This is a genomic window from Streptomyces sp. NPDC002795 (assembly GCF_042888725.1).
Taxonomy (GTDB): Bacteria; Actinomycetota; Actinomycetes; order Streptomycetales; family Streptomycetaceae; genus Streptomyces.
Genome location: NZ_JBIAQB010000005.1, coordinates 76,820 through 96,748, shown reverse-complemented (window position 1 = coordinate 96,748; position 19,929 = coordinate 76,820). Strand labels below are relative to the sequence as shown.

23 protein-coding genes are annotated in these 19,929 nt (G+C 71.7%); 17 read left to right on the top strand and 6 right to left on the bottom strand.

Translation table 11 applies throughout. The features are described 5' to 3' along the window. Positions 1 to 2,055: an iron ABC transporter permease gene (locus ACFYWS_RS16455; RefSeq protein ID WP_389276013.1), complete on the top strand. Its 2,055-nt coding sequence runs from the start codon at positions 1 to 3 to the stop codon at positions 2,053 to 2,055. Between the two features lie 12 nt (positions 2,056 to 2,067). Here ACFYWS_RS16455 and ACFYWS_RS16450 read toward each other — a convergent pair whose 3' ends face one another. After that, entirely contained in the window at positions 2,068 to 2,541 is a 474-nt protein-coding gene (locus ACFYWS_RS16450; protein ID WP_389276011.1) for a peroxiredoxin, read from the bottom strand. A gap of 121 nt (positions 2,542 to 2,662) precedes the next feature. Here ACFYWS_RS16450 and ACFYWS_RS16445 point away from each other — a divergent pair, with 121 nt between their 5' ends. From ACFYWS_RS16445 to ACFYWS_RS16435, 3 genes are all read left to right on the top strand, one after another. Beyond that, entirely contained in the window at positions 2,663 to 2,869 is a 207-nt protein-coding gene (locus ACFYWS_RS16445) for a hypothetical protein (RefSeq protein WP_389276009.1), read from the top strand. 278 nt (positions 2,870 to 3,147) lie between these two features. Then, positions 3,148 to 3,618: an SsgA family sporulation/cell division regulator gene (locus tag ACFYWS_RS16440; protein ID WP_389276006.1), complete on the top strand. Its 471-nt coding sequence runs from the start codon at positions 3,148 to 3,150 to the stop codon at positions 3,616 to 3,618. Positions 3,619 to 3,730: 112 nt separating this feature from the next. Then, complete coding sequence (locus ACFYWS_RS16435; protein WP_389276004.1) at positions 3,731 to 4,015, top strand: hypothetical protein; 285 nt, start codon at positions 3,731 to 3,733, stop codon at positions 4,013 to 4,015. A 90-nt stretch (positions 4,016 to 4,105) separates the two neighbouring features. On the opposite strand, the gene ACFYWS_RS16430 is transcribed toward ACFYWS_RS16435, so the two are convergent. Then, a complete protein-coding gene (locus tag ACFYWS_RS16430; RefSeq protein WP_389276001.1) occupies positions 4,106 to 4,852 on the bottom strand; it encodes an IclR family transcriptional regulator in 747 nt (248 codons plus the stop codon). Positions 4,853 to 5,033: 181 nt separating this feature from the next. On the opposite strand from ACFYWS_RS16430, the gene ACFYWS_RS16425 reads away from it, so the two are divergent. From ACFYWS_RS16425 to ACFYWS_RS16380, 10 genes are all read left to right on the top strand, one after another. Continuing rightward, the gene (locus ACFYWS_RS16425) at positions 5,034 to 6,194 is read left to right on the top strand and encodes an amidohydrolase/deacetylase family metallohydrolase (RefSeq protein ID WP_389275998.1); all 1,161 of its coding nucleotides are present in this window, start codon (positions 5,034 to 5,036) and stop codon (positions 6,192 to 6,194) included. Between the two features lie 45 nt (positions 6,195 to 6,239). Continuing rightward, positions 6,240 to 6,635 (top strand): hypothetical protein, encoded by a 396-nt coding sequence (locus ACFYWS_RS16420; protein ID WP_389275995.1) that lies wholly within the window; start codon positions 6,240 to 6,242, stop codon positions 6,633 to 6,635. Positions 6,636 to 6,658: 23 nt separating this feature from the next. Continuing rightward, entirely contained in the window at positions 6,659 to 7,027 is a 369-nt protein-coding gene (locus tag ACFYWS_RS16415; RefSeq protein WP_389275992.1) for an SFCGS family glycine-rich protein, read from the top strand. Further along, on the top strand, positions 7,024 to 7,359 hold the full coding sequence (locus ACFYWS_RS16410; protein ID WP_389275989.1) for a DUF4312 family protein: 336 nt from the start codon (positions 7,024 to 7,026) through the stop codon (positions 7,357 to 7,359). The genes ACFYWS_RS16415 and ACFYWS_RS16410 overlap by 4 nt, the downstream gene beginning before the upstream one ends. Before the next feature lie 4 nt (positions 7,360 to 7,363). Continuing rightward, the gene (locus ACFYWS_RS16405) at positions 7,364 to 8,152 is read left to right on the top strand and encodes a DUF4311 domain-containing protein (protein WP_389275986.1); all 789 of its coding nucleotides are present in this window, start codon (positions 7,364 to 7,366) and stop codon (positions 8,150 to 8,152) included. Between the two features lie 13 nt (positions 8,153 to 8,165). Next, complete coding sequence (locus ACFYWS_RS16400; protein ID WP_389275983.1) at positions 8,166 to 8,915, top strand: DUF4310 family protein; 750 nt, start codon at positions 8,166 to 8,168, stop codon at positions 8,913 to 8,915. Positions 8,916 to 8,943: 28 nt separating this feature from the next. Next, complete coding sequence (locus tag ACFYWS_RS16395) at positions 8,944 to 10,047, top strand: DgaE family pyridoxal phosphate-dependent ammonia lyase (protein WP_389275980.1); 1,104 nt, start codon at positions 8,944 to 8,946, stop codon at positions 10,045 to 10,047. Continuing rightward, positions 10,044 to 10,307 carry an HPr family phosphocarrier protein gene (locus ACFYWS_RS16390; protein WP_389275977.1) on the top strand — a complete coding sequence of 88 codons (264 nt, stop codon included), beginning with the start codon at positions 10,044 to 10,046 and terminating at the stop codon, positions 10,305 to 10,307. The genes ACFYWS_RS16395 and ACFYWS_RS16390 overlap by 4 nt, the downstream gene beginning before the upstream one ends. A 29-nt stretch (positions 10,308 to 10,336) precedes the next feature. After that, positions 10,337 to 10,930 carry a bifunctional 4-hydroxy-2-oxoglutarate aldolase/2-dehydro-3-deoxy-phosphogluconate aldolase gene (locus ACFYWS_RS16385; protein ID WP_389275974.1) on the top strand — a complete coding sequence of 198 codons (594 nt, stop codon included), beginning with the start codon at positions 10,337 to 10,339 and terminating at the stop codon, positions 10,928 to 10,930. Between the two features lie 74 nt (positions 10,931 to 11,004). Then, entirely contained in the window at positions 11,005 to 12,378 is a 1,374-nt protein-coding gene (locus ACFYWS_RS16380; RefSeq protein ID WP_389275971.1) for an FG-GAP repeat domain-containing protein, read from the top strand. Here ACFYWS_RS16380 and ACFYWS_RS16375 read toward each other — a convergent pair. Both ACFYWS_RS16375 and ACFYWS_RS16370 read right to left on the bottom strand, forming a co-directional pair. After that, positions 12,375 to 12,791, bottom strand: a complete 417-nt coding sequence (locus ACFYWS_RS16375) for a 5-carboxymethyl-2-hydroxymuconate delta isomerase (RefSeq protein ID WP_389275968.1) — start codon at positions 12,789 to 12,791, stop codon at positions 12,375 to 12,377. The two genes, ACFYWS_RS16380 and ACFYWS_RS16375, sit on opposite strands and share 4 nt — an antisense overlap. A 134-nt stretch (positions 12,792 to 12,925) precedes the next feature. Then, positions 12,926 to 14,290: an FAD-dependent oxidoreductase gene (locus tag ACFYWS_RS16370; RefSeq protein WP_389275965.1), complete on the bottom strand. Its 1,365-nt coding sequence runs from the start codon at positions 14,288 to 14,290 to the stop codon at positions 12,926 to 12,928. 252 nt (positions 14,291 to 14,542) lie between these two features. On the opposite strand from ACFYWS_RS16370, the gene msrA reads away from it, so the two are divergent. Beyond that, complete coding sequence (msrA, locus tag ACFYWS_RS16365; protein ID WP_389275962.1) at positions 14,543 to 15,052, top strand: peptide-methionine (S)-S-oxide reductase MsrA; 510 nt, start codon at positions 14,543 to 14,545, stop codon at positions 15,050 to 15,052. Positions 15,053 to 15,139: 87 nt separating this feature from the next. Further along, complete coding sequence (locus tag ACFYWS_RS16360) at positions 15,140 to 16,867, top strand: MFS transporter (protein WP_389275959.1); 1,728 nt, start codon at positions 15,140 to 15,142, stop codon at positions 16,865 to 16,867. A gap of 33 nt (positions 16,868 to 16,900) precedes the next feature. Here the strand turns inward: ACFYWS_RS16360 and ACFYWS_RS16355 are convergent, their stop codons facing one another. Next, positions 16,901 to 17,482: a cysteine hydrolase family protein gene (locus ACFYWS_RS16355; protein WP_389275956.1), complete on the bottom strand. Its 582-nt coding sequence runs from the start codon at positions 17,480 to 17,482 to the stop codon at positions 16,901 to 16,903. 7 nt (positions 17,483 to 17,489) lie between these two features. Further along, positions 17,490 to 18,479, bottom strand: coding sequence for an LLM class F420-dependent oxidoreductase (locus ACFYWS_RS16350; RefSeq protein WP_389275953.1), 990 nt, complete (start codon positions 18,477 to 18,479; stop codon positions 17,490 to 17,492). A gap of 136 nt (positions 18,480 to 18,615) precedes the next feature. On the opposite strand from ACFYWS_RS16350, the gene ACFYWS_RS16345 reads away from it, so the two are divergent. Beyond that, positions 18,616 to 19,839: a styrene monooxygenase/indole monooxygenase family protein gene (locus ACFYWS_RS16345; RefSeq protein ID WP_389275950.1), complete on the top strand. Its 1,224-nt coding sequence runs from the start codon at positions 18,616 to 18,618 to the stop codon at positions 19,837 to 19,839. Positions 19,840 to 19,929: the final 90 nt, after the last annotated feature.

The following is a 19,929-nucleotide window of genomic DNA, read 5'->3' as shown; positions in this document are numbered from 1 at the left end:
GTGGCCGTCACCGCACCTCCCCGCACCCTGGCGGCGCCGTCGTTCGGCGCCGTCGGGGTGACGGCCGGGCTCGTGCTGCTCGTCGCCGTGCTCGCCGTCGTCGACATCACCTACGGCACGGCCGACGTCGGCGCCCACCAGGTGTGGCAGGCCCTCACCGGGCAGGCCGAGGCGGGCGACGCCTCCGTGGTCGTCGCCTCCCGGCTGCCGCGCATGGTGGCCGGGCTGCTCGTCGGCGTGGCGCTCGGCGCGGCCGGCGCCGTGCTGCAGGCGGTCAGCCGCAACGTGCTCGCCTCGCCCGACACCCTCGCCGTCAACGCCGGTTCGTACCTCGGGCTCGGCGTGCTCGCGGCCACCGGCGCGACCGCCTCCGTGTTCGCGTCCTCCGCGGTCGCCTTCGTCGGCGGACTCGCCGCGGCCGCCGTCGTGCTCGGCCTCGCCGGACGCGCCGCCACCACCGTCCGCCTGGTCCTCGCGGGCAGCGCCCTCGCCCTCGGCTTGAACGCCGTCACCGAGTCGCTGATCCTGCTCTTCCCCGAACAGACCGAGGGCCTCTACCAGTGGAACCAGGGCAGCATCGCCCAGAACGGTTTCGCCGGTGTGGCCCGCATGGCGCCGATCGTGGTCGCCGCGCTCATCGGCCTGGTCCTGCTCGCCCGCCGCGTCGACGGGCTGACCCTCGGGGACGACGCGGCGCGCGGCCTCGGCATCCCGGTGCGCGGCACCCGTGTCACCGCCGTCGTGCTCGCCGCGCTCATCTCCGCGGCCGCGGTCACCCTCGCAGGACCGATCGGCTTCGTGGGCCTGTGCGCCCCGGCGCTGGTCAGGCCGGTGGCCCGCCATGTGCGTTCCCTCGTACGGCACCGGGTGCGCATCCCCGTCGCGGGCCTCGTCGGCGCCGCGCTCGTGCTCGGCTCCGACGTGCTGCTGCGCACCGTGACCTCCGCCCAGGTGGCGGTCACCGTGCCGACGGGCGTGGTCACCAGCGTCGTCGGCGCGGTGTTCCTGGTCGTGATGGCGCTGCGGCAGCGGGACGGGGACGCCGCCGCGCCGCCGGACCGGATGCGCATCCCGAGCCGCAAGGTCTTCGCCGTCACCGTCGTCGCCCTGACGGCGGTGCTGGTCGGCACCGCCATCGGGGGCGTCCTCCTCGGCGACAGCACGCTGCTCCTCGGCGACGTCGTCAACTGGGCGGGCGGGCAGGCCGGTCAGGCCATCACGTTCGTCCTGGACACCCGGGTGCCGCGCGTCCTGGCCGCCCTGTGCGCGGGCGCGGCGCTCGCCCTGTCCGGCACACTCGTACAGTCCGTGACCCGCAACCCGCTCGCGGAACCCGGCGTCCTCGGTGTCTCCGGCGGCGCCGCGCTCGGCGCCGTCCTGCTGGTCACCACGGTGCCGGGCGCCGGGTCGTGGACCATCGCCGGCGCGGCGTTCGCGGGCGCCGCGGTCACCTCGGCGATCGTGTTCGGCCTCGCGGCCAAGGGCGGGTTCCAGCAGAGCAGGCTCGTCCTGGTCGGCATCGGCACGGCGTCGGGGACGGCCGCGCTGATCAGCCTCCTGATCGTGCTCACCGACCGGTTCAGCGCGACCAAGGCCCTGGTGTGGCTGTCGGGTTCGACGTACGGGCGCAGTTTCCAGGACGTACTGCCGGTCGCGGCGGTGCTCGTCGTCGCCGCGGTCATCGCGGTCGCCCGGCGCAAGGAGCTCGACCTCGTCTCCCTGGACGGGGACACGCCGCGCCTCCTCGGCCTCGACCTGGCGCGCGGACGCCTCGGCTTCCTGGTGCTCAGCGTGCTGCTCAGCGCTACGGCCGTCGCCGCCGCGGGCACGATCGGCTTCGTCGGCCTCGTCGCGCCGCACGCGGCCCGCGCCCTGGTGGGGCGCAAGCACGTGCGCGTCGTGCCCGTCGCGATGCTCCTGGGCGCCGCCCTCGTCTGCGTCGCGGACCTGCTGGGCCGCTCCGTCATCGCCCCGGCCCAACTGGGCGCGGGCCTGATGACGGCCGTCGTCGGCACGCCGTACTTCGTGTACCTGCTGGTCCGCGGACGTCGCTAGCGACGGGGCCTGTCACCCCGCCTTCGTACGCAACGCCTCGAGGGCCCGGTCCGCATGCGCGCTCATCCTGAACTCGCTGCGGACCACCTCGAGGACCTGGCGGTCGGTGCCGATCACGAACGTGGCGCGCTTGGTCGGCAGCGGGCCGAAGCCGCGCGCCACCCCGAACAGGCCGCGCACCTCGCCCTTCGGGTCCGACAGCAGCGGAAATCCGAGCGTGTGCCGCTGCGTGAACTCCCGCTGGCGTTCGACGGCGTCGGAGCTGATGCCCACCGGGCGCGCGCCGACCGCCGCGAACTCCGCTGCCAGATCCCGGAAGTGGCAGGCCTCCGCGGTGCAGCCGGGGGTGAGCGCGGCCGGGTAGAAGAAGAGCACGACAGGACCCTCGCAGAGCAGGGACGACAGCGAGGTCGGCACCCCCGTCTCGTCGGGCAGTGTGAAGTCCTCGACGACGGATCCGGCTCGGATGCGGGCGGACGTGGGCATGGGGCCTCCAGGGCTCGGGCATTGGACACGTGTGCCGTTCACGTATACCGGACGGTAAGTCGTACCGAACAGAATGTGCCCCAGGGATGTTGAGCCGGTGCCAGCTGGGTAGGGGCGCCTCATGGACGTGTCGCATGACCAGAACGTGGAGACGGCAGTGGCCGCTGCCGCCTTCCTCTCCGGACAGCAGGTCACCGAGAAGCAGTGCGGTGGCTGCGGAACCGTGGTGGCGGGCATCAACGGCCGCTACGCGTGCGGGGCTTGCGGCTGGATCAACCACTGGTCGGACGGTGACACCCACCTGCCCGGTGGGGAGGACGACGTCTGAGCGACGTCGCACGGGGAGCGGCGGGGTCGAACGTTTCTGCGGTGTCCGCCCCTCGCGTCGAACTGGTTGTGAAGGACGTTGGGCCGTTTGTGCATATGCCACTCGGTGTATGCCCCTTGGCCTAAGGTTTGGAATGTCGCCCATGTCGGGCGACAGCACAGTCCGGCGGGAGCGGTGATGGGCCGGGCGTCCCGGTGCCGGGCAGTGCCGCCCGGTGCGGGGCAAGGAGTGGTGAATGCTCCCGCGCAGGTGCGACAGCAGGGATGAGGTGAGTCAGGGTGAGCCCTGACGAACGGCACACGCATGGGCGCCTGGAGGCGCTGGCCATGGGAGTTCTCGCCTACCCGGACGGCGAACGGCTCGCGTGTCAGGTTGAGTTGAGGTACAGCGCGGACGACCCTCTGGTCGTCCGCATCGTCGTCGCCGGGAGCGTGGTGCGCGGCGGGAACTGGACCCTGTCCCGCGATCTGCTCTCCGCGGGACTCACCGGCGCGGCGGGCGTCGGTGACGTCACCGTGCGGCCCGTGGCGCAGGAGGACGAGCCGCTGGGCGTGGAGATCGAGATCCGCGGCACGCGTGCCGGCGGGCCGGTCCGCTTCGTGATGGGGCACCGGGCGCTGCTCACGTATCTGGAGCGCAGTCACGCCCTCGTGCCGTTCGGGGCGGAGGCGGACCAGGGCGCGATGGACCGGGAGTTGGAGTCGTTCCTCGATGAGAGGGACCGGCCCGGGGAGGCCGGAAATGCGTGATAACCCGCGCATTGAGCCCTTCGTGTGATCTTCGGCCCCGGCCGCAACCGGCGCACGGTCCCCGGGACTCCCTGCCTTCGAGACAACGGCGTACGCCACGAAGGAGGCCGGCATGCACACCATCACGAGCGGGCTGGACGAAGAGCAGACCTACGTCGCCGACTGGGCCGACGACTGGCTGCTGGCCCCGCCGAACCCGGCGCACCGACTGCCCTCCCTGGTCGACCCGAAGGACATGCGCCGCCTCGAACTGCACGCGGTGCTCACCGCGTCCGGCGTCGCGCCCTCGCCCGGTGACACGGAGGTCATCGAGCAGCTCAGCACGCTCCCCGACGCCGTGCACGCCACCCTGCGCCGCTGGCTGGGATGTTGTGGACAGTGCGGATGTGCCGCCTGAGCCCCGCCGTGGCACCGGGTGGCGACACCACCGGGATGGGCCCCTCCACACGTGGTGTGGAGGGGCCCTGGTGTGTGGCCGAAGGCCCGGTCACAGGCGGCGGGACACGTCCTGCGCCGCCTGCCGCACGGCTGGGGCGAACCCGGCCAGTTGCTCCTCGGTGACGAGGAAGGTGAGCGAGGAGACCGAGACGGCGCCGACCGGTGTGCCGTCCGCGTCGAGGACGGGGGCCGCGATCGAGCAGATCGACGCGTCCGCCTCCTCGTAGTCGGTGGCGTACCCGGCATCGCGGATCGCGGCCAACTCCTCGACGAGGGCGGCCCGATCGGTGTGCGTGCGGGGGGTGCGGGCGGGCAGCCCGGTGCGGTCGAGGACGGCGGCGGCCTCCTCGGCCGGCAGTTGGGCCAGCAGGGCCTTGCCCGCGGCGCTCGCGTGCAGCGGCAGGGGGGCGCCGACGTCGGTGGCGATCCGGTACGCGTGCCCCGGGTCGACCTTGTGCGTGTACGTGGCGTGGTCGCCGCTCGGCACCGCCAAGTGCACGGCCTGGCCCAGCCGTTGCTGCAAGGTGCGCAGTACGGCGTCGATGCCGACCGCGTCGTCGGCCAGTACCTGCGCGGCCATCGCGCGCAGTTGGTTGCCGCAGCCGTAGCGGCCCTCGCCGTCGGCGGCGGCGTACCCCTCCTCGACGAGTGTGGCGAGGACCCGGTGTGTGCTGGCCTTGGAGACGCCGGAGCGCTCCGCGATGTCGCCGAGCCGGTGCGGTCCGTCCGCACGTGCCACCGCATGCAGCACTCGAAGTGCCTTGACGACGGAATTCGCGGGCTTGCTCGCTTCCATTGACCCTCCGAGGAGACGCGGGCTATGTTTCCACTCGATCCGCCGAGCGGAACGCCATTCTACTCCACGGAACGAACTCGGGTCCGCGACTCGGGTGTCCAGCAGCGGTGGTGCGTCCAGCCGCACTCCGCTGCTCCCGTCGTCGTAGGCACCACTTTCATGCCGGGAAAGGTCGCCGTCCATGGCCGTGCACACAGCTCCTTCCGCAGGTCCGCAACGATTCGATCTCGTCGTCTCGGGCGGGCTGTTGGCCGACCCCCTGCGCCCGGAGCCCATCGCCGGTGACCTCGCCGTGCGAGGCGGCCGGATCGTCGCGACAGGGGAGCCCGGCACGCTGGCCGGAGAGGAGTACGTCGACGCCACGGGCCTGCTCGTGGCACCCGGCCTGATCGACCTCCACGCACACGTCTACGCGCCCCGCACCTCGCTCGGTGTGCCCGCCGACGCCGTCGGCGTCGAGCAGGGTGTCACCACCGTGGTGGACGCGGGCAGTTGCGGCAGCGACCACTGGGACGACTTCGCGGGCAACGTTGTCAACGCCGCCGCGACCCGCGTCCTGAGCTGGCTCAACATCTCCCGGCACGGCCTCGTCCACGGCCGCACCGAACTCGCGGGCGGCCCCGATGACATCGATGAGGCGGCCACCGAGAAGCTGCTGCGCGAACCCCCCGACCGGGTGCGTGGCATCAAAGTGCGGATGAGCTCCTCGGTCCTCGGCGACAGCGGCCTCGCACCACTGAGGGCCGCGAAGCGGGTCGCCACGCGGGCGGGCCGTCCCGTGATGGTGCACGTCGGCAACGAGCCGCCGCACCTCGCCGACGTACTGGACCTGCTGGGTGACGGCGACGTCGTCACGCACGCCTTCCACGGCAAGCCCGGCGGCCTCTTCGGCAGCGAGGACGTCGCGCGCCGGGCCGTGGCACGCGGCGTGCGGCTCGATGTCGGACACGGCAGCGCGAGCCTCAGCTTCGCCACCGCCGAACGCGCCCTCGCCGCGGGCTTCTCCCCGCACACCATCAGCACCGACGTGCACGTGGGCAATGTCGAGGGGCCGGTGCACTCCCTCGTCACCACGCTCAACAAGCTGCTCGCGCTCGGCCTCTCGCCGCACGAGGTGATCCGGCGGGCCACCCTCCACCCGGCACAAGTGCTCGGCCTGGACGGAGAGTTGGGCACACTGCGCGTCGGCGGCGCCGCCGATCTGACGCTGCTGCGCCCTGCCGAAGGCCCGCTCACCCTGACCGACGCCGACGGCGACACACGTACCACCCGCACCCACCTGGAAGCGGCCCTGACGGTGCGCGCCGGACGCCTCCACACCCCCGGGACCCCCACCGGCTGAGTCCCGCCCACCGACCGCTCCACCGAACCACCGAGAGGCCCGTGAATGAGCACGACCCTGATCGAACGGCTCGCGACGGCCGTCCAGGACACCACGCAGCCCGTCACCGACGAGGACCGGGCCGACCTGGCGGAGTTCCTGCCGCTCGCGCGGGCCCACGCGCAGGTCGCCGGAATCGTCTTCGACGACACACGGGTGCTCGCCCTCGCCGTGCACGCGCTCGCCTTCGTCCGCCGGGTGCGCACCGCCGAACACCTCGACCCGCTCGACCCGGAACTCGCCGCCGAACTGCAGGCCGACCGTTTCGCGGCCGCCCGCACCCTCATCGACACCTACTGCGCCCCGCGCGAATTCCTCGCGGGGGACACCGAAGTCCTGCTGCTCGCCCTGCACTTCGAGGCGGCGGCACAGCTCCAGCACCAGTCCACTTCGCAGGCCTGACCCACACACCAAGGAGCACCGCCATGACAGTCAAGATCGTGATCGGACACCGGCTCGGCAAGGGCCAGGCCGTCGCCGACGGCGTACGCGCCGCGGGCGGCGAGCCCGTCCTCATCGCGGGCCCCGGCGCCGACATGAAGGTCGGCGACGTGATGGCCGCGGAGGGCGCCGCGCTCGGCATCTCCTTCTGCGGCAGCGGCGGCGCCGGAGCGGTCACCGCCAAGGCCAAGTACGGCCACGACATCGAGTTCGGCATGCGCTCGCCGCAGGCCGGGGTGACCGCCGTGGAACAGGGCCGCACCGTCCTCGGCTTCGGCTTCCTCGACAGCGAGGAACTGGGCTTCAAGGTCACCGAGGCACTCCTCAAGAAGCTGGGGAAGGACGCCTCGTGAAGCAGACCCGCCACACCCTGCGGCTCACAGGGTCCGGGCCCACCAGGGACAAGGCGTTCGCCACCGCCATCGGTCAGGTGCAGTCCGCGGTCGACAAGCTGACCGACGGTGTGTGCTTCCGCGTCGAGCCCCTCGAACTCGACGTCGTCTCGGCTGTGGAGCACCGCTGGACGGAACGCTTCCTCGGGCTCCTCTTCCCCCGCACCCGGCAGCGTTTCGAACTCACTCTGCGCGTCGAGGTGCAGGTGGCCTCCCTCGACCTGGAAACCGTCGACTTCACGGTGCGCGAGGAGCGGCTCTCGCCGGTCCAGCACGCCCTGCACATGAGGTGACCCGATGAACGAGACCCTCACCGTCCTGCTGGAGTCCCTCGTCATCGGCGGACTCATCGGCTTCGGTGCCTCCGCGGGCGTGGCCCGCATGTTCCACGCGCCGAAGGTCCAGGGCATGGGCGCCTTCCGCACACTCGGCGAGCTGAACGCCTGCCAGAACGATCCGGTCGCGCACTTCTCTTTCGGCCTCGGCTTTCTGTTCAACGCCTGGTCGAGCGCGGTCGGCACCGGTGCGCTCACCTCCGACGTGGACCACCGCATCGTGCCGCACTGGACCGCGTCGGTCGCCATGATCAAGAACCGCAGGCTCGCCGAGACCCTGCACAACCCCCGGCGCATGGCCATCACCGGCACCGCCGTCGGCATGGTCCTGGTGACCCTCCTCAACACGACGGCCGCCTCGATCCCGCACTCCCTCCAGGACGTCGCGGCCAAGGTGCTCGGTCCCGCGTCGGAGTGGCTGATCAACCCCGTGATGCCGATCATCTTCTGGATGGCCGCCGTCGACGCGGGCAAGCGCGCCGGAGCCTGGGGCACCGTCCTCGGCGGTCTCGGCCACCTCGTGATGGGCAACGCCGTGCCCGGCATCGTGCTCGGCATCGTCATCGGCAAGGGCGTCGACGACCTGGGCTGGACGAAGGTCACCAAGTCCCTCGCGGGTGTGGTGCTCGCTCTGTTCGCGGTCAGCACCGTCCTGCGCGGGGCCGATCTCACCCTGCTCCAGCAGCTGAACGTCGACATCCCGCACTGGCTCACGCACTTCCACGACGTGACCGGCACCAAGCCCGAGTGAGGCAGGCAGCGCCATGACCGACACATCAACCGCCTCCACGGGCGGCATACCAGCACAGAACTCCGGCTCCGGTTCCGGTGAGCAGCCGGCCAAGGGCGGCTTCCTGACCAAGGTGCCGGGCGAGGGCAGCTTCTGGCTCTCCGAATGGGCCTTCCCCGTCTTCGTGGCCTGCCTGGCCGCGGGCATCTTCACCGGCACGCATCTCTACTACGTGTACGGGACCGGCGTGTTCAGCGACGTCGCGGTCGCCTCCATGCTCAAGGCCGGTATGGAGAACGGCAGTTACGGAGCCGCGGCCGCCTTCGGCGCGGGCTTCCTGTTCGCCCGCATCATCGAGGGCCCCATGGTCGGCATCCTCGACATCGGCGGCTCCCTCCAGACCGGCGTCGGCATCGGCATCCCCGCCATGCTGCTCGGCGCCGGATTCACCGCCCCGCTGGAGCACTTCTGGCTCGCCGTCCCGGTGGGCGCCCTCCTCGGCGCGCTCATCGGCGCCGCGATCCTCGCCATCCGGCGCGCCACCGTGAACTCGACGGGCGGCACCTCCACGTTCGGTGCCGACGTGATGATGGGCGCGGGCAACTCCGCAGGACGCTATCTGGGGCCGCTCGTCATCATCTCCGCCGCCACCGCGTCCCTGCCCGTCGGCATCGGCTCGACCATCGGCGCCGCCCTCTTCTACAAGTGGCAGAAGCCGCTGACCGGCGGAGCCATCATCGGCGCGATGATCGCGGGCCTCTTCTTCCCGATCCCCGGCAAGTGACCGCCCCTCTTCGGCTCTTGGGAGCAGCGTGCAATCTCTCCACCACGACCTCGGCACACCGCCCGCCATCAACGCCAGCGGCAAGATGACGGCTCTCGGCGGCAGTGTCCTCAGCGACGGTGTCGTCGCCGCGATGGGCGAGGCCGCCCGACACCACGTCGTCATGGACGACCTGATGGCCGCCGTCGGCCGCGAGATCGGCCGCGCCACCGGCACCGAGGACGGCTGCCCCACCACGGGCGCCGCCTCGGGCATCGCCATCGCGGTCGCCGCCGTCATCGCGGGCACCGACTTGTCCCGTATCGAGGCACTTCCCGACCCCGGTGACGCGCCCTGCGAGGTGATCCTGCCGCGCGGCCACTCCGTCCACTTCGGCGCGCCCGTACGGCAGATGATCGCGCTCGGCGGCGGCCGTCCCGTCGAGGTCGGCTCCGCGAACAAGGTGAGCGCCGAGCACCTGGCCGGCGCGATCGGCCCGCGCACCGCGGCCCTGCTGTACGTCCAGTCCCACCACGCCGTACAGAAGGGCATGGCCTCCCTGGCGCAGACCATCGAGGTGGCCCGCGCCCACGACCTCCCGGTCATCGTCGACGCCGCCGCCGAGGGCGAACTGCGCCGCTGGCCCGCCACAGGCGCCGACATCGTCATCTACAGCGGCGGCAAGGCCGTCGGCGGACCCACCTCCGGGATGATCTGCGGCAGCGCCTCACACATGGCGGCCTGCCGCGCCCAGTACGGCGGCATCGCCCGCCCGATGAAGGTCGGCAAGGAGACCCTCTTCGGCCTCGTCCAGGCCCTGCGCGAGTACGGCAGCGCCCAGAGCGGCGGGCACCGGCCGCGCATGGAGAAGCTCGCCGCACGCCTCGCGGACCTGCCGGGCCTCACCACCCGGGTCGTCAGCGACGAAGCGGGCCGCGACATCCACCGCACGGAAATCACCGTCGACCCCGAGACGGCGGGCCGCGACGCGGCCGCCCTCGCGGCCGAACTCGCCGCAAGCGGCGTGTATGTGAGGGACCATCACGCCCTCACGGGACGCCTCGCGATCGACCCGCGTCCCATGAACACCGACGAAGAGGAACAGCTGGTGGAACGGCTGACCGCACTGCTGGACGGAGAGAACGACCGATGACCGTCGCCGAACGCCGCCTGGTAGTCACCGAGGAGGCCGGCCTGCACGCCCGCCCCGCCACCGCCTTCGCGCAGATCGCCGCCCGCGCCTCGTCCGACGTCACCGTCGCGCGCGACGACGGCCACGAGGTCCCCGCCCGCAGCGTCCTGTCACTGATGACACTCAACATCCGCTGCGGCGACGCCATCGTGCTCCGCGCCCGCGGGGCCGACGCCGAGTCGACCCTGGACGCCCTCGCCGAGATCGCGGCCCCGGCATGACCACAGCCCGTACCCGACCGGAGCCCACCATGTACGCCGAAGTCATCGACGCCCTGCGCGCCGCGCGCGTCACCCCGACCGTGCGCGAGGCCGACGCCGACACCGCCGACGCGGTGGCCCGCACCCTCGTCGAATGCGGGCTCACCGCCTTCGAGTTCACCGCCACCACACCCGGCTGGGAGGGCCTGGTCGCGGCCTGGGCGAAGGAGTTCCCCAAGGTGACACTCGGCCTCGGCACCGTCACCTCGCCCGAGATCGCCGAACGCGCCCTCGCTGCCGGGGCGAACTTCCTGGTCAGCCCGTTCCAGGTGCCCGAGGTACGTCCCGTCGCCGACGGCGCGGGCCGCCTCCTGGTTGAGGGCGGCCTCACCCCGAGCGAGCTGCGCGTCGCGGCGGGCCGGGGCGTCGCCAAGCTGTTCCCCGCCCACGTCGGAGGTATCGCCTACCTGAAGTCGGTGCTCTCCGTGCTGCCCGGCGCCCGGATCATGGCGACGGGCGGTGTGAGCGTCGACGACGCCGACAAGTGGCTCGCCGCGGGCGCCTTCTCGGTGAGCATCGGCAGCGACCTCACACGCGGGGACGTAGCGGCCAACGTGGCGCGGCTGAAGGAGCGCGTCGGCTGACGGGCGTTCAGCCACACGTAACGGAGCGATCTCGTCGCTGGAAACGTGTGGTGCGCATCGGTTCTAGTGGCTCCATGACATGCGAGCCGACAGCACCTCCGCGCGGCGGACCACGGTGGCGGCGAGGCATCGGCCTCCTCGCCACCGCACTGCTCCTGGGCACCGCCACCGGCGCCCGCCACCAGGAGGGCTACCCGCCGATCCCGGACAGTGCCTGCGAAGCGTCGGCCGCGACGGCGAAGAACTCGGGCACACCCGCTCCCGACCTCGACGGTGACGGCAGCCCTGACCTGACGCTCGGAGTCCCGGCCGGCAACGGTGACGTCTACCAGACCGGCCGGATCGCCCTGCTGCCCGGCGCGCGGGCCGGCGACCGCACGGTGTTCACACCCACGGACTTCGACCTGCCCGAGCACGACGTCATGACCGTCTATCAGACGGCTCCGGTCGTCGCGGACCTGGACGGCGACGGCCACCTGGACCTCGTGGCGGGCGGCAGTGCCCATGTGCAGTGGGGTGGCGCCCACGGCCCGGACCCCGGCCACCGGGCCACGCGCATCCCGCTGCCGCACATGGGCAAGGGCCAGCCGGTGCGGATCAGCAAGGGCAATGATGTCTACGAGGACCCGCCGGTGGCCGGTGACTTCGACGGCGACGGCCACGTCGACCTGGCCACCTACCGCACCGGTCTGCATGAGCGCCACCTCGTGGTGCTGAACGGCCCGTTCACCCGCACCGGCAAGCCCGCGCGGATCACCGAACGCGCGGACCCGTACACGGACGCGGCCGACGCCGTCACCGGCCTGCGGCTGATCGCGGCGGACATGACCGGCGACCACGCCACCGATCTGCTGGCGTACGACGAGGGAGAGCCGGAACACCCCAAGCTGCTGGCCGGGGGAGCCGACACCGATGGCGGCCTCGCCGCGCATGCCGAACGGTTGCCGACGGGCGAGAACGTCGCCGTCGGCGACTTCGACGGAGACGGACGGCCCGACATCGCCCTCGGCGACAGCGGTGTCCCGATGGACGACGAGTTCGCACCGCGCGACCGCGAGGGCAAGGTGACGATCCGTTACGGAAAGACGCCGGACGCCCCGGTCGTCATCGACGGCGGGACCCGCAAGGGCGGCTTCGGTATCGACCTGAAGGCCGCGGACGTCAATGGTGACGGCTGTGACGACCTCGCCGTGCGCAGCGACGACGACCGCGTGGGCGGGAACGACCGCGTCGACGTCCTGCGCGGCGGATCCTCGCCCGGCCTCGGTTCCGAGCCGTGGGACCGGCTGCCGCGCCTGTCCGGCCGCCTGGTGGACGCCGCCGACCTCGACGGCGACGGCCGCGACGAACTCGTCCTCGCGGCGGGCCACACGTGGTCGGTGGTCGACGGCACGGGGAAGAAGACGGTGTCGTTCGACATCAGGAAGGTGGCGCGCCGCACCGGCTAGGCGGCCGGTGTGCACCCGCGGTGCTCGGGGCGGGAGCCCGTCGTGGCGCTGAACTCGCGGCGGACCGGGTACAGGCTGTACGCCGCGAGGGGACGCACCTCGACCGAACACACCACGTCGTCACCGGCGCCCGCGCCCACGTGCTCCAGGAGCAGCGCCAGGATCCGCTGCGACAGGCGCGTCATGGTCCGCTCGCTGCGCCCCGGGAGCAGCGCCACCTCCACGTGCACGACCGGCACGTCGGCGTGCTCGCTGCCGACGACGTACGTCTCCGTGGCGGCGCGGAAGAACGTCTTGCAGGTACCGCGCGAGCCGGAGCCCTCGACGACCAGGGCGTGCAGCGCGGTGGCGAGGGCGGCCCGGTCGAGGGTGTCGGTGAGCCGGGGCGAGTGGTCGACGGTGATCTGAGGCACGGCGCCTCCGCGGCGGACAAGGTGGGTGGGATTTACATCTACCTGCGACCACTTTATCCCGTCGCCTTCATGTCCCGAGCGCGCGGGTACGGGTGAGGGCCCGGCCGAACCCGGCCGGGCCCTCACCCGTCATGTCACGCCTCGCTGGCGTCCAGCATCTCCGCGCGCTCCACGATCTTCACGCGCTCGCGGCCCTGCGGCTCGCCGAGCGCCTTCTCGGCGGCGTCGAGCTTGTACCAGCCGTCCCAGGTCGTGTACCGGATGCCGCGCTCGCCGAGGAACTCCTCGACGGACTCAGGGGCGGGCGAGGACGGCGTCTGCAGGCGGCCCTCCGCGTGGTCGGCGAGCAGGTTCGCGATCGTCTCGTTGGCGTCGCCCTTGGTGTGCCCGATGAGGCCCACGGGGCCGCGCCGGATCCAGCCGGTCACGTACGTCGACCGCAGGTGCTCGCCGTTCTCCTGGACGACCCGGCCGCCCTCGTCCGGCACGGTGCCGGACTTGATGTCCCAGGGCAGCTTGGGCAGTTCGTCGGAGAGGTAGCCCACCGCGCGGTAGACGGCGCCGAGGTCCCAGTCGGTGAAGTTGCCGGTGCCCTTGACGTTGCCGGTGCCGTCCAGCTCGGTGCGCTCGGTGCGCAGACCGACGACGCGGCCGTCCTCGCCGAGGATCTCGGTCGGCGACTCGAAGAAGTGCAGGAACAGCTTGTGCGGGCGGTCGCCCTCGTCGCGGATCGCCCAGTTCTCCAGCGTCTTGGCGACCATGTCGGTCTGCTTCTCGCTGCGGCGCGCGGCGATCGAGCCCTCGTCGTAGTCGATGTCCTCGGGGTTGACGATGACCTCGATGGACGGGGAGTGGTCGAGCTCGCGCAGCTCCATGGGGCTGAACTTCGCCTGCGCGGGGCCGCGACGGCCGAAGACGTGGACCTCCAGCGCCTTGTTCGCCTTCAGGCCCTCGTGCACGTTGGCCGGGATCTCGGTCGGCAGCAGCTCGTCCGCCGTCTTCGCCAGCACGCGCGCGACGTCGAGCGCGACGTTGCCGACGCCGAGGACCGCGACCTTCTCGGCCTCCAGCGGCCAGGTGCGCGGGACGTCGGGGTGGCCGTCGTACCAGGACACGAAGTCGGCGGCGCCGTAGGAGCCGTCGAGCTCGATGCCCGGGATGTCGAGCGCCCGGTCCGCCGTGGCGCCGGTGGAGAAGACGATCGCGTCGTAGAAGGCACGCAGGTCGTCGAGCTCGATGTCGCGCGGGTAGTCGACGTTGCCGAACAGACGGATCTGCGGCTTGTCGAGCACCTGGTGGAGGGCCTTCACGATGCCCTTGATGCGCGGGTGGTCGGGCGCGACGCCGTAGCGGATCAGGCCGAACGGGGCCGGCATGCGCTCGAAGAGGTCGATGGACACCCCCGGCTCGGAGGCCGCTTCGGACTTGAGCAGGGCGTCGGCGGCGTAGATGCCGGCGGGGCCGGCTCCGACGATGGCGACCCTCAGGGGGCGAGACATGGTTCAGGTTCCCTTCGAGTGGTTCCCGTGGTCCGTACGTGCTGGTCGGGCCACGAGTGCTTGAGGGAAAGCCTAAAGTAAGGCAAGCCTTAGAAAGTAGGCGGGTCCGGTCTATGGGCACATAAGGCCGCCTTATGGGGGCCGATAGCTTCGCTTGAGGGGCTCGGCCTAAACTGGAAGATCTGTGGGTCGCGGTCTGTTGGACCTGTTGGATCTGCTCGTCGTGTCATCAGGTAACGCAGGGAGTGACGTATGTCGGAGGTAACCGAGAGGGCAGTGCTGGCAGGTGGCTGCTTCTGGGGAATGCAGGACCTGATCCGTGTGCGGCCGGGCGTGCTGTCGACGCGTGTGGGGTACTCCGGCGGTGACACACCGAACGCCACGTACCGCAACCACGGCGACCACGCCGAGGCCATCGAGATCGTCTATGACCCCTCGGTGGTCACCTACCGGGACCTGCTGGAGTTCTTCTTCCAGGTCCACGACCCGACCACGAAGGACCGCCAGGGCAACGACCTGGGGCGCAGCTACCGGTCCGCGATCTACTACGCGGACGACGCGCAGCGCCAGGTCGCCCTCGACACCATCGCGGACGTCGAGGCGAGCGGCCTGTGGCCCGGGAAGGTCGTGACCGAGGTGGAGCCGGTCGGTGACTTCTGGGAGGCCGAGCCGGAGCACCAGGACTACCTGGAGCGTTACCCCGAGGGGTACACCTGCCACTTCCCGCGGCCGAACTGGAAGCTGCCGAAGCGGGCCGCCTGAGCGTTCGCTGTGCGGGCGTCACTCCCTGCGGGGAGTGACGCCCGCAGGCATCTTGTTTCCGCGTACACGTAAATACATGATGGCTGCATGCATAAGCGGGAGTCGAAGACCGCGAGCCCTTTCAAGCAGCCCAAGGCTGTCTGGGCCGTCGCGTTCGCCTGTGTCATCTCCTTCATGGGCATCGGTCTCGTGGACCCGATCCTGCCCGCCCTGGCCGACAGCCTGCATGCCACGCCGAGCCAGGTGTCCCTGCTGTTCAGCAGCTATCTCATCGTCACCGCGGTCGCGATGCTCGTCGTCGGCTGGTTCTCCAGCCGCTTCGGCGCCAAACGCACCCTCGTCATCGGCCTGAGCGTCATCGTCGTCTTCTCCGCGCTCGCCGGATCCACCGGCTCCATCAACGGCATCGTCGGCTTCCGAGCCGGCTGGGGGCTCGGCAACGCGCTGTTCATCGCCACCTCCCTGGCCGTCATCGTCGCGTCGGCGAGCGGCGGGTTCGGCGGCGCGATCATCCTCTACGAGACCGCGCTCGGCCTCGGGATCGCCGTCGGGCCGCTGCTCGGCGGCGAGTTGGGGGCGATCAGCTGGCGCGGACCGTTCTTCGGCGTCGCGGTCCTGATGGCCATCGCCCTGGCCGCCACCCTCGTCCTCGTCCCTGATCTGCCGCGCCCCGAAAAGATCACGTCCCCACTCGCCCCGCTCAAGGCGCTGCGCCATCGCGGCCTGCTGACCATGGGCATCATGGCGCTGCTCTACAACTGGGGCTTCTTCACGATGCTCGGGTACGCGCCGTACCCCATGGAACTCGACGCCCACGAACTCGGCCTCGTCTTCACCGGCTGGGGACTCCTGGTCGCCCTGTTCAGCGTGTACTTCGCGCCGCGCCTCCAAGCGCGCTACGGCACCGCGGCCGTCCTGTACGCGAATCTGTTCTGCCTCGGCGTCGTCATGGCGGTCATCGCCGCCGGGGTCTCGACGCCGACCGTGGTGATCGTCGCGGTCATCGTCAGCGGCGCCTTCATCGGCATCAACAACACGCTCACCACGCAAGCCGTCATGCTGGTCTCGCCGGTGGAACGGCCCGTCGCCTCCTCCGCGTACGGCTTCCTGCGGTTCATCGGCGGCGGCCTCGCCCCCTACGCCGCGGGCAGGCTGGCAGACGCCATGGACCTGAGCGTGCCCTTCTACCTGGCCGCGCTCACCTTTCTCCTCGCCATCCCGGTCCTCGCCAGCGGGCACCGGCTGCTGCGGCAGGCCGAGGCGAACCTGGGTGGGGGAGAGCCGGTGCGGCCGTCGCTCACACCCGTCGGAGCCGTGGCCCCGAGCGGCGCCCCGCGCGTCGTCGTCGCGGTCGGGGACCACGACCGGGCTCCCGCCATCGTCGACGCTGCCGCGCGCCTCGCCCGGGACACCGGCAGCCCGCTGGAGGTCGTGCACGTCCGGCAGACCGCCGTGGTCGACGACCAGGCCGCCGACGCCGAGGACCTGGCCCAGGCCCGCGCCACCGTGCGGCACCACATCGACCGGCTCGCGGGGCAGGGGGTGGCCGCCACCGGACAGGTGCTGAGCAGCGTCGGGGACCACGCCGCCGCCGGTCGCGCGCTGGCCCGGCACGCGGCGGACGTCGACGCCCGCGTCGTCGCCGTCGGGCACTCGCCGCGCGGCCCGCTCACCCAGTTCGCCGACGGCAGCTTCACCACCGCCCTCACCCACGCCTGCGCGTGCACGGTCGTCCTCGTCGGCACCGCGACGGACTCCACGCCGCGCCCGCTGACCGTGGCGGCCCTGGCCGAACTGCGCGGCGCGGGGACCTGAAGCCGTGCACGCCCTCGTACGCGGACCCGGTCCTCAGCACTGGTCCTCGAACGTCACCTCCGAGGCCGCCGCGACGCGTGCGCCCATGTTGCGCCGCATCATCTCCAGCGCGGCTTGCGCGAGTTCCGGGTGGATGGCGGCCACCGCGTCGTGCGGCACCGTGGTCCGCAGATGGCGGATGTGCGCGTCGAGCGCGGAGTAGAGCACGCACTGCTCGGTGACCTGGCCGCACAACACGATGTGTCCGACGCCCAGTTCCCACAGCAGATACGTCAGCGGGGTCTCGTAGAAGATCGAGTGGCGGGCCTTGACGACGAAGAGTGAGTCCTCGTCGGGCCGCAGCGGCTCCACCAGGTCCGCGTGCGGTCCGGCCAGCGCCGTGTCCACCAACTCGCCATGGTGCGAGCGCCATTCGCCGAAGTTGTCATTGACGTAGATCACCGGAACACCGGCCGTGCGGGCCCGGTCGAGCAGGTCCACGACGGCCGGGACGACGGCGCGGGACGCGGGCAGCAGCAGCTCCGCGTCGTCGTGGTCGTACGTGTTGATCATGTCGATCACGACGAGCGCCGAGCCCTCGGTCGACGGTGCGGGTGCGGGTGTGCGCTCGGTCATGGCGCGGTCATCCGAAGGCGTCGCGCAGGGCGGGCAGCAGATTCCTGGTGGACCACTCCAGGAATCCGTGCTGCTGGTCGCCGCCGATCTGGACCAGCGCCAACCCGGTGAACCCGGCCTCGGCGAAGGGGCGCGCGGCCTTCACGAACGCGTCCACGTCGTCGCCGCAGGGAATCGACTCCGCGACGTCGTCCGGCCGCACGAAATGGGTCGCGCCCTCGAACGAATCCGGGTGCGGAAGCTCGGAGTTGACCTTCCAGCCACCGCTGAACCAGCGGAACTGCTCGTGCGCGCGGGCGACGGCGGCCCCGCGGTCGGGGTCGTAGGAGACCGGCAGCTGTCCGATGCGCGGCTTGCCCTCGCCGCCGTGCCGGTCGAAGGCGGTCAGCAGCTCCGCCTTGGGCTCGGTGGCGATCAGCAGATCGGCGAGCCTGCCCGCCAGCTCGCAGGACCGCTCGCCCGATACGGCGATACCGATCGGCGGGGCGGCCTCGGGCAGATCCCACAGGCGCGCCGAGTCGACGTCGTAGTGCTTGCCGTGGTGCGTGACATGCCCGCCCTCGAACAGCGCGCGGATGATCGTGACGGCCTCCTCCAGCATCTCGTGCCGCACGTCCACCGCCGGCCAGCCACGGCCCACCACGTGTTCGTTGAGGTTCTCCCCGGAGCCGAGCCCGAGACGGAACCGCCCCTGTGACAAGAGCTGCAGGGTCGCCGCCTTCTGGGCCACCACCGCCGGGTGGTAGCGGAAGGTCGGGCAGGTCACGTACGTCATCAGCGGCAGCCGAGACGTCGCCTGCGCGACGGCTCCGAGCAGGCTCCAGGCATACGGGGAGTGGCCCTGGGAACGCAGCCAGGGGAAGTAGTGATCGCTGGTCACCGAGAAGTCGAACCCCGCCTCCTCGGCCCCGACCGCATGGCCCACCAGCTCGCGGGGCCCCGCCTGCTCGGTCATCAACGTGTATCCGATGTCCATGTCCACTGCGTCCCCGATCATCCGGAGTTCTAACAGTTTCGACGTGTCTGTTCTGTCGGAGCCGTTCGGTGCCGCCCTGTCGCATGTGGGGCCCGGGCGTCGGGTAGGTCGGATGTATCTGTCACCGAGTCGGAACTCGTCGTGGGGGAGAGCGAGCATGCCGGACATCGGGATCGTGGGAACCGGAGTGGCGGGTCTGCATCTGGGGCTGCTGTTACGCGCACAGGGCATCGACGCCACCCTCTACACGGACCGGCCCCCCGAAGCCGCCGCGTCCGGGCGGCTCCCGGCCACCGTCGCCCACCACGCGCCGACCCTGCTGCGGGAGGCGGCGCTCGACGTGCGGCGCTGGCCCGCGGACACCTACGGCTACGGCTGCCACCACCACTACGTGGGCGGGCCGGCCCCGCTGGTCTTCCGCGGCGACTTCACCGCGCCCTCGCGCGCCGTCGACCACCGGCTCTACCTGCCCGCGCTCGCCGCGGACCTCCAGGAGCGCGGCGGCGAGCTGGTGGTGCGGCAGGTGACACCCGCCGACCTGGAACACGTCGCGGCCCGCCACGACCTGCTGGTCGTCGCGTCGGGGCGCGGCCCCCTCGCGGGGCTCTTCCCGACCGTGGCCGACCCGGCGACACTCGACGCGCCGCGCCGGCTCCTGTGCGCCGGGCTGTACCACGGCGTGGCGCCGAACGACCCGCAAGGCGTCACGCTGTCGATCGCGCCGGGCCGCGGCGAGGTCATCGAGATCCCGCTCCACTCCGCCGCCGGGCACGTCACCGCCCTGCTCTTCGAGTGCGTCCCGGGCGGCGGCGCCGACGGCCTGTGCGCGGCGGACGCCGGGGACGACGAGGGGCGCTTCCTGCGCGCGGCGCTCGACGAACTCGCGCACCACCACCCGACCGTCTTCGAGCGCGTCGACCCCGCCGCCTTCGCCCTGACCGGCCCCCTCGACGTGGTCCGGACAGCGATCGTGCCGACCGTGCGCGCCGACTACGCGGCGTTGCCCGGAGGGCGGTACGCGCTCGCCCTCGGCGACGCGCACACCACCGTCGACCCGATCGTCGGCCAGGGCGCCAACGCGGCCTCGCACTCCGCGCAGGTCGTCGCCGACGCGATCGCCGAGGATCTGGCCTTCGACGAACTGTTCTGCCGGAGCGTCGCCCGGCGCCGCGCCGAGGTCGTCCTCGGCGCCGCCCGCTGGTCCGAACTCATGCTCCGCCCGCCCGCCGAACACATCCTGGAATTGCTCGGCGCGATGAGCACGCACCAGAGCGCCGCCGACGAGTTCACCGACAACTTCGGCCACCCGGACCGGCAGTGGCGCACCGTGGCGACCGCCGAGCGCACCCGTGCGTTCCTTCGGAAGCACGGCGCCGCGTAGTGGACCGGCGTGGAGCGCGTGGCGGCCGACGGAAGGGCGCCGAGCATCGAGGAGTTCGTCGACACACGCCTGAACGCCCCTCCGTGAACC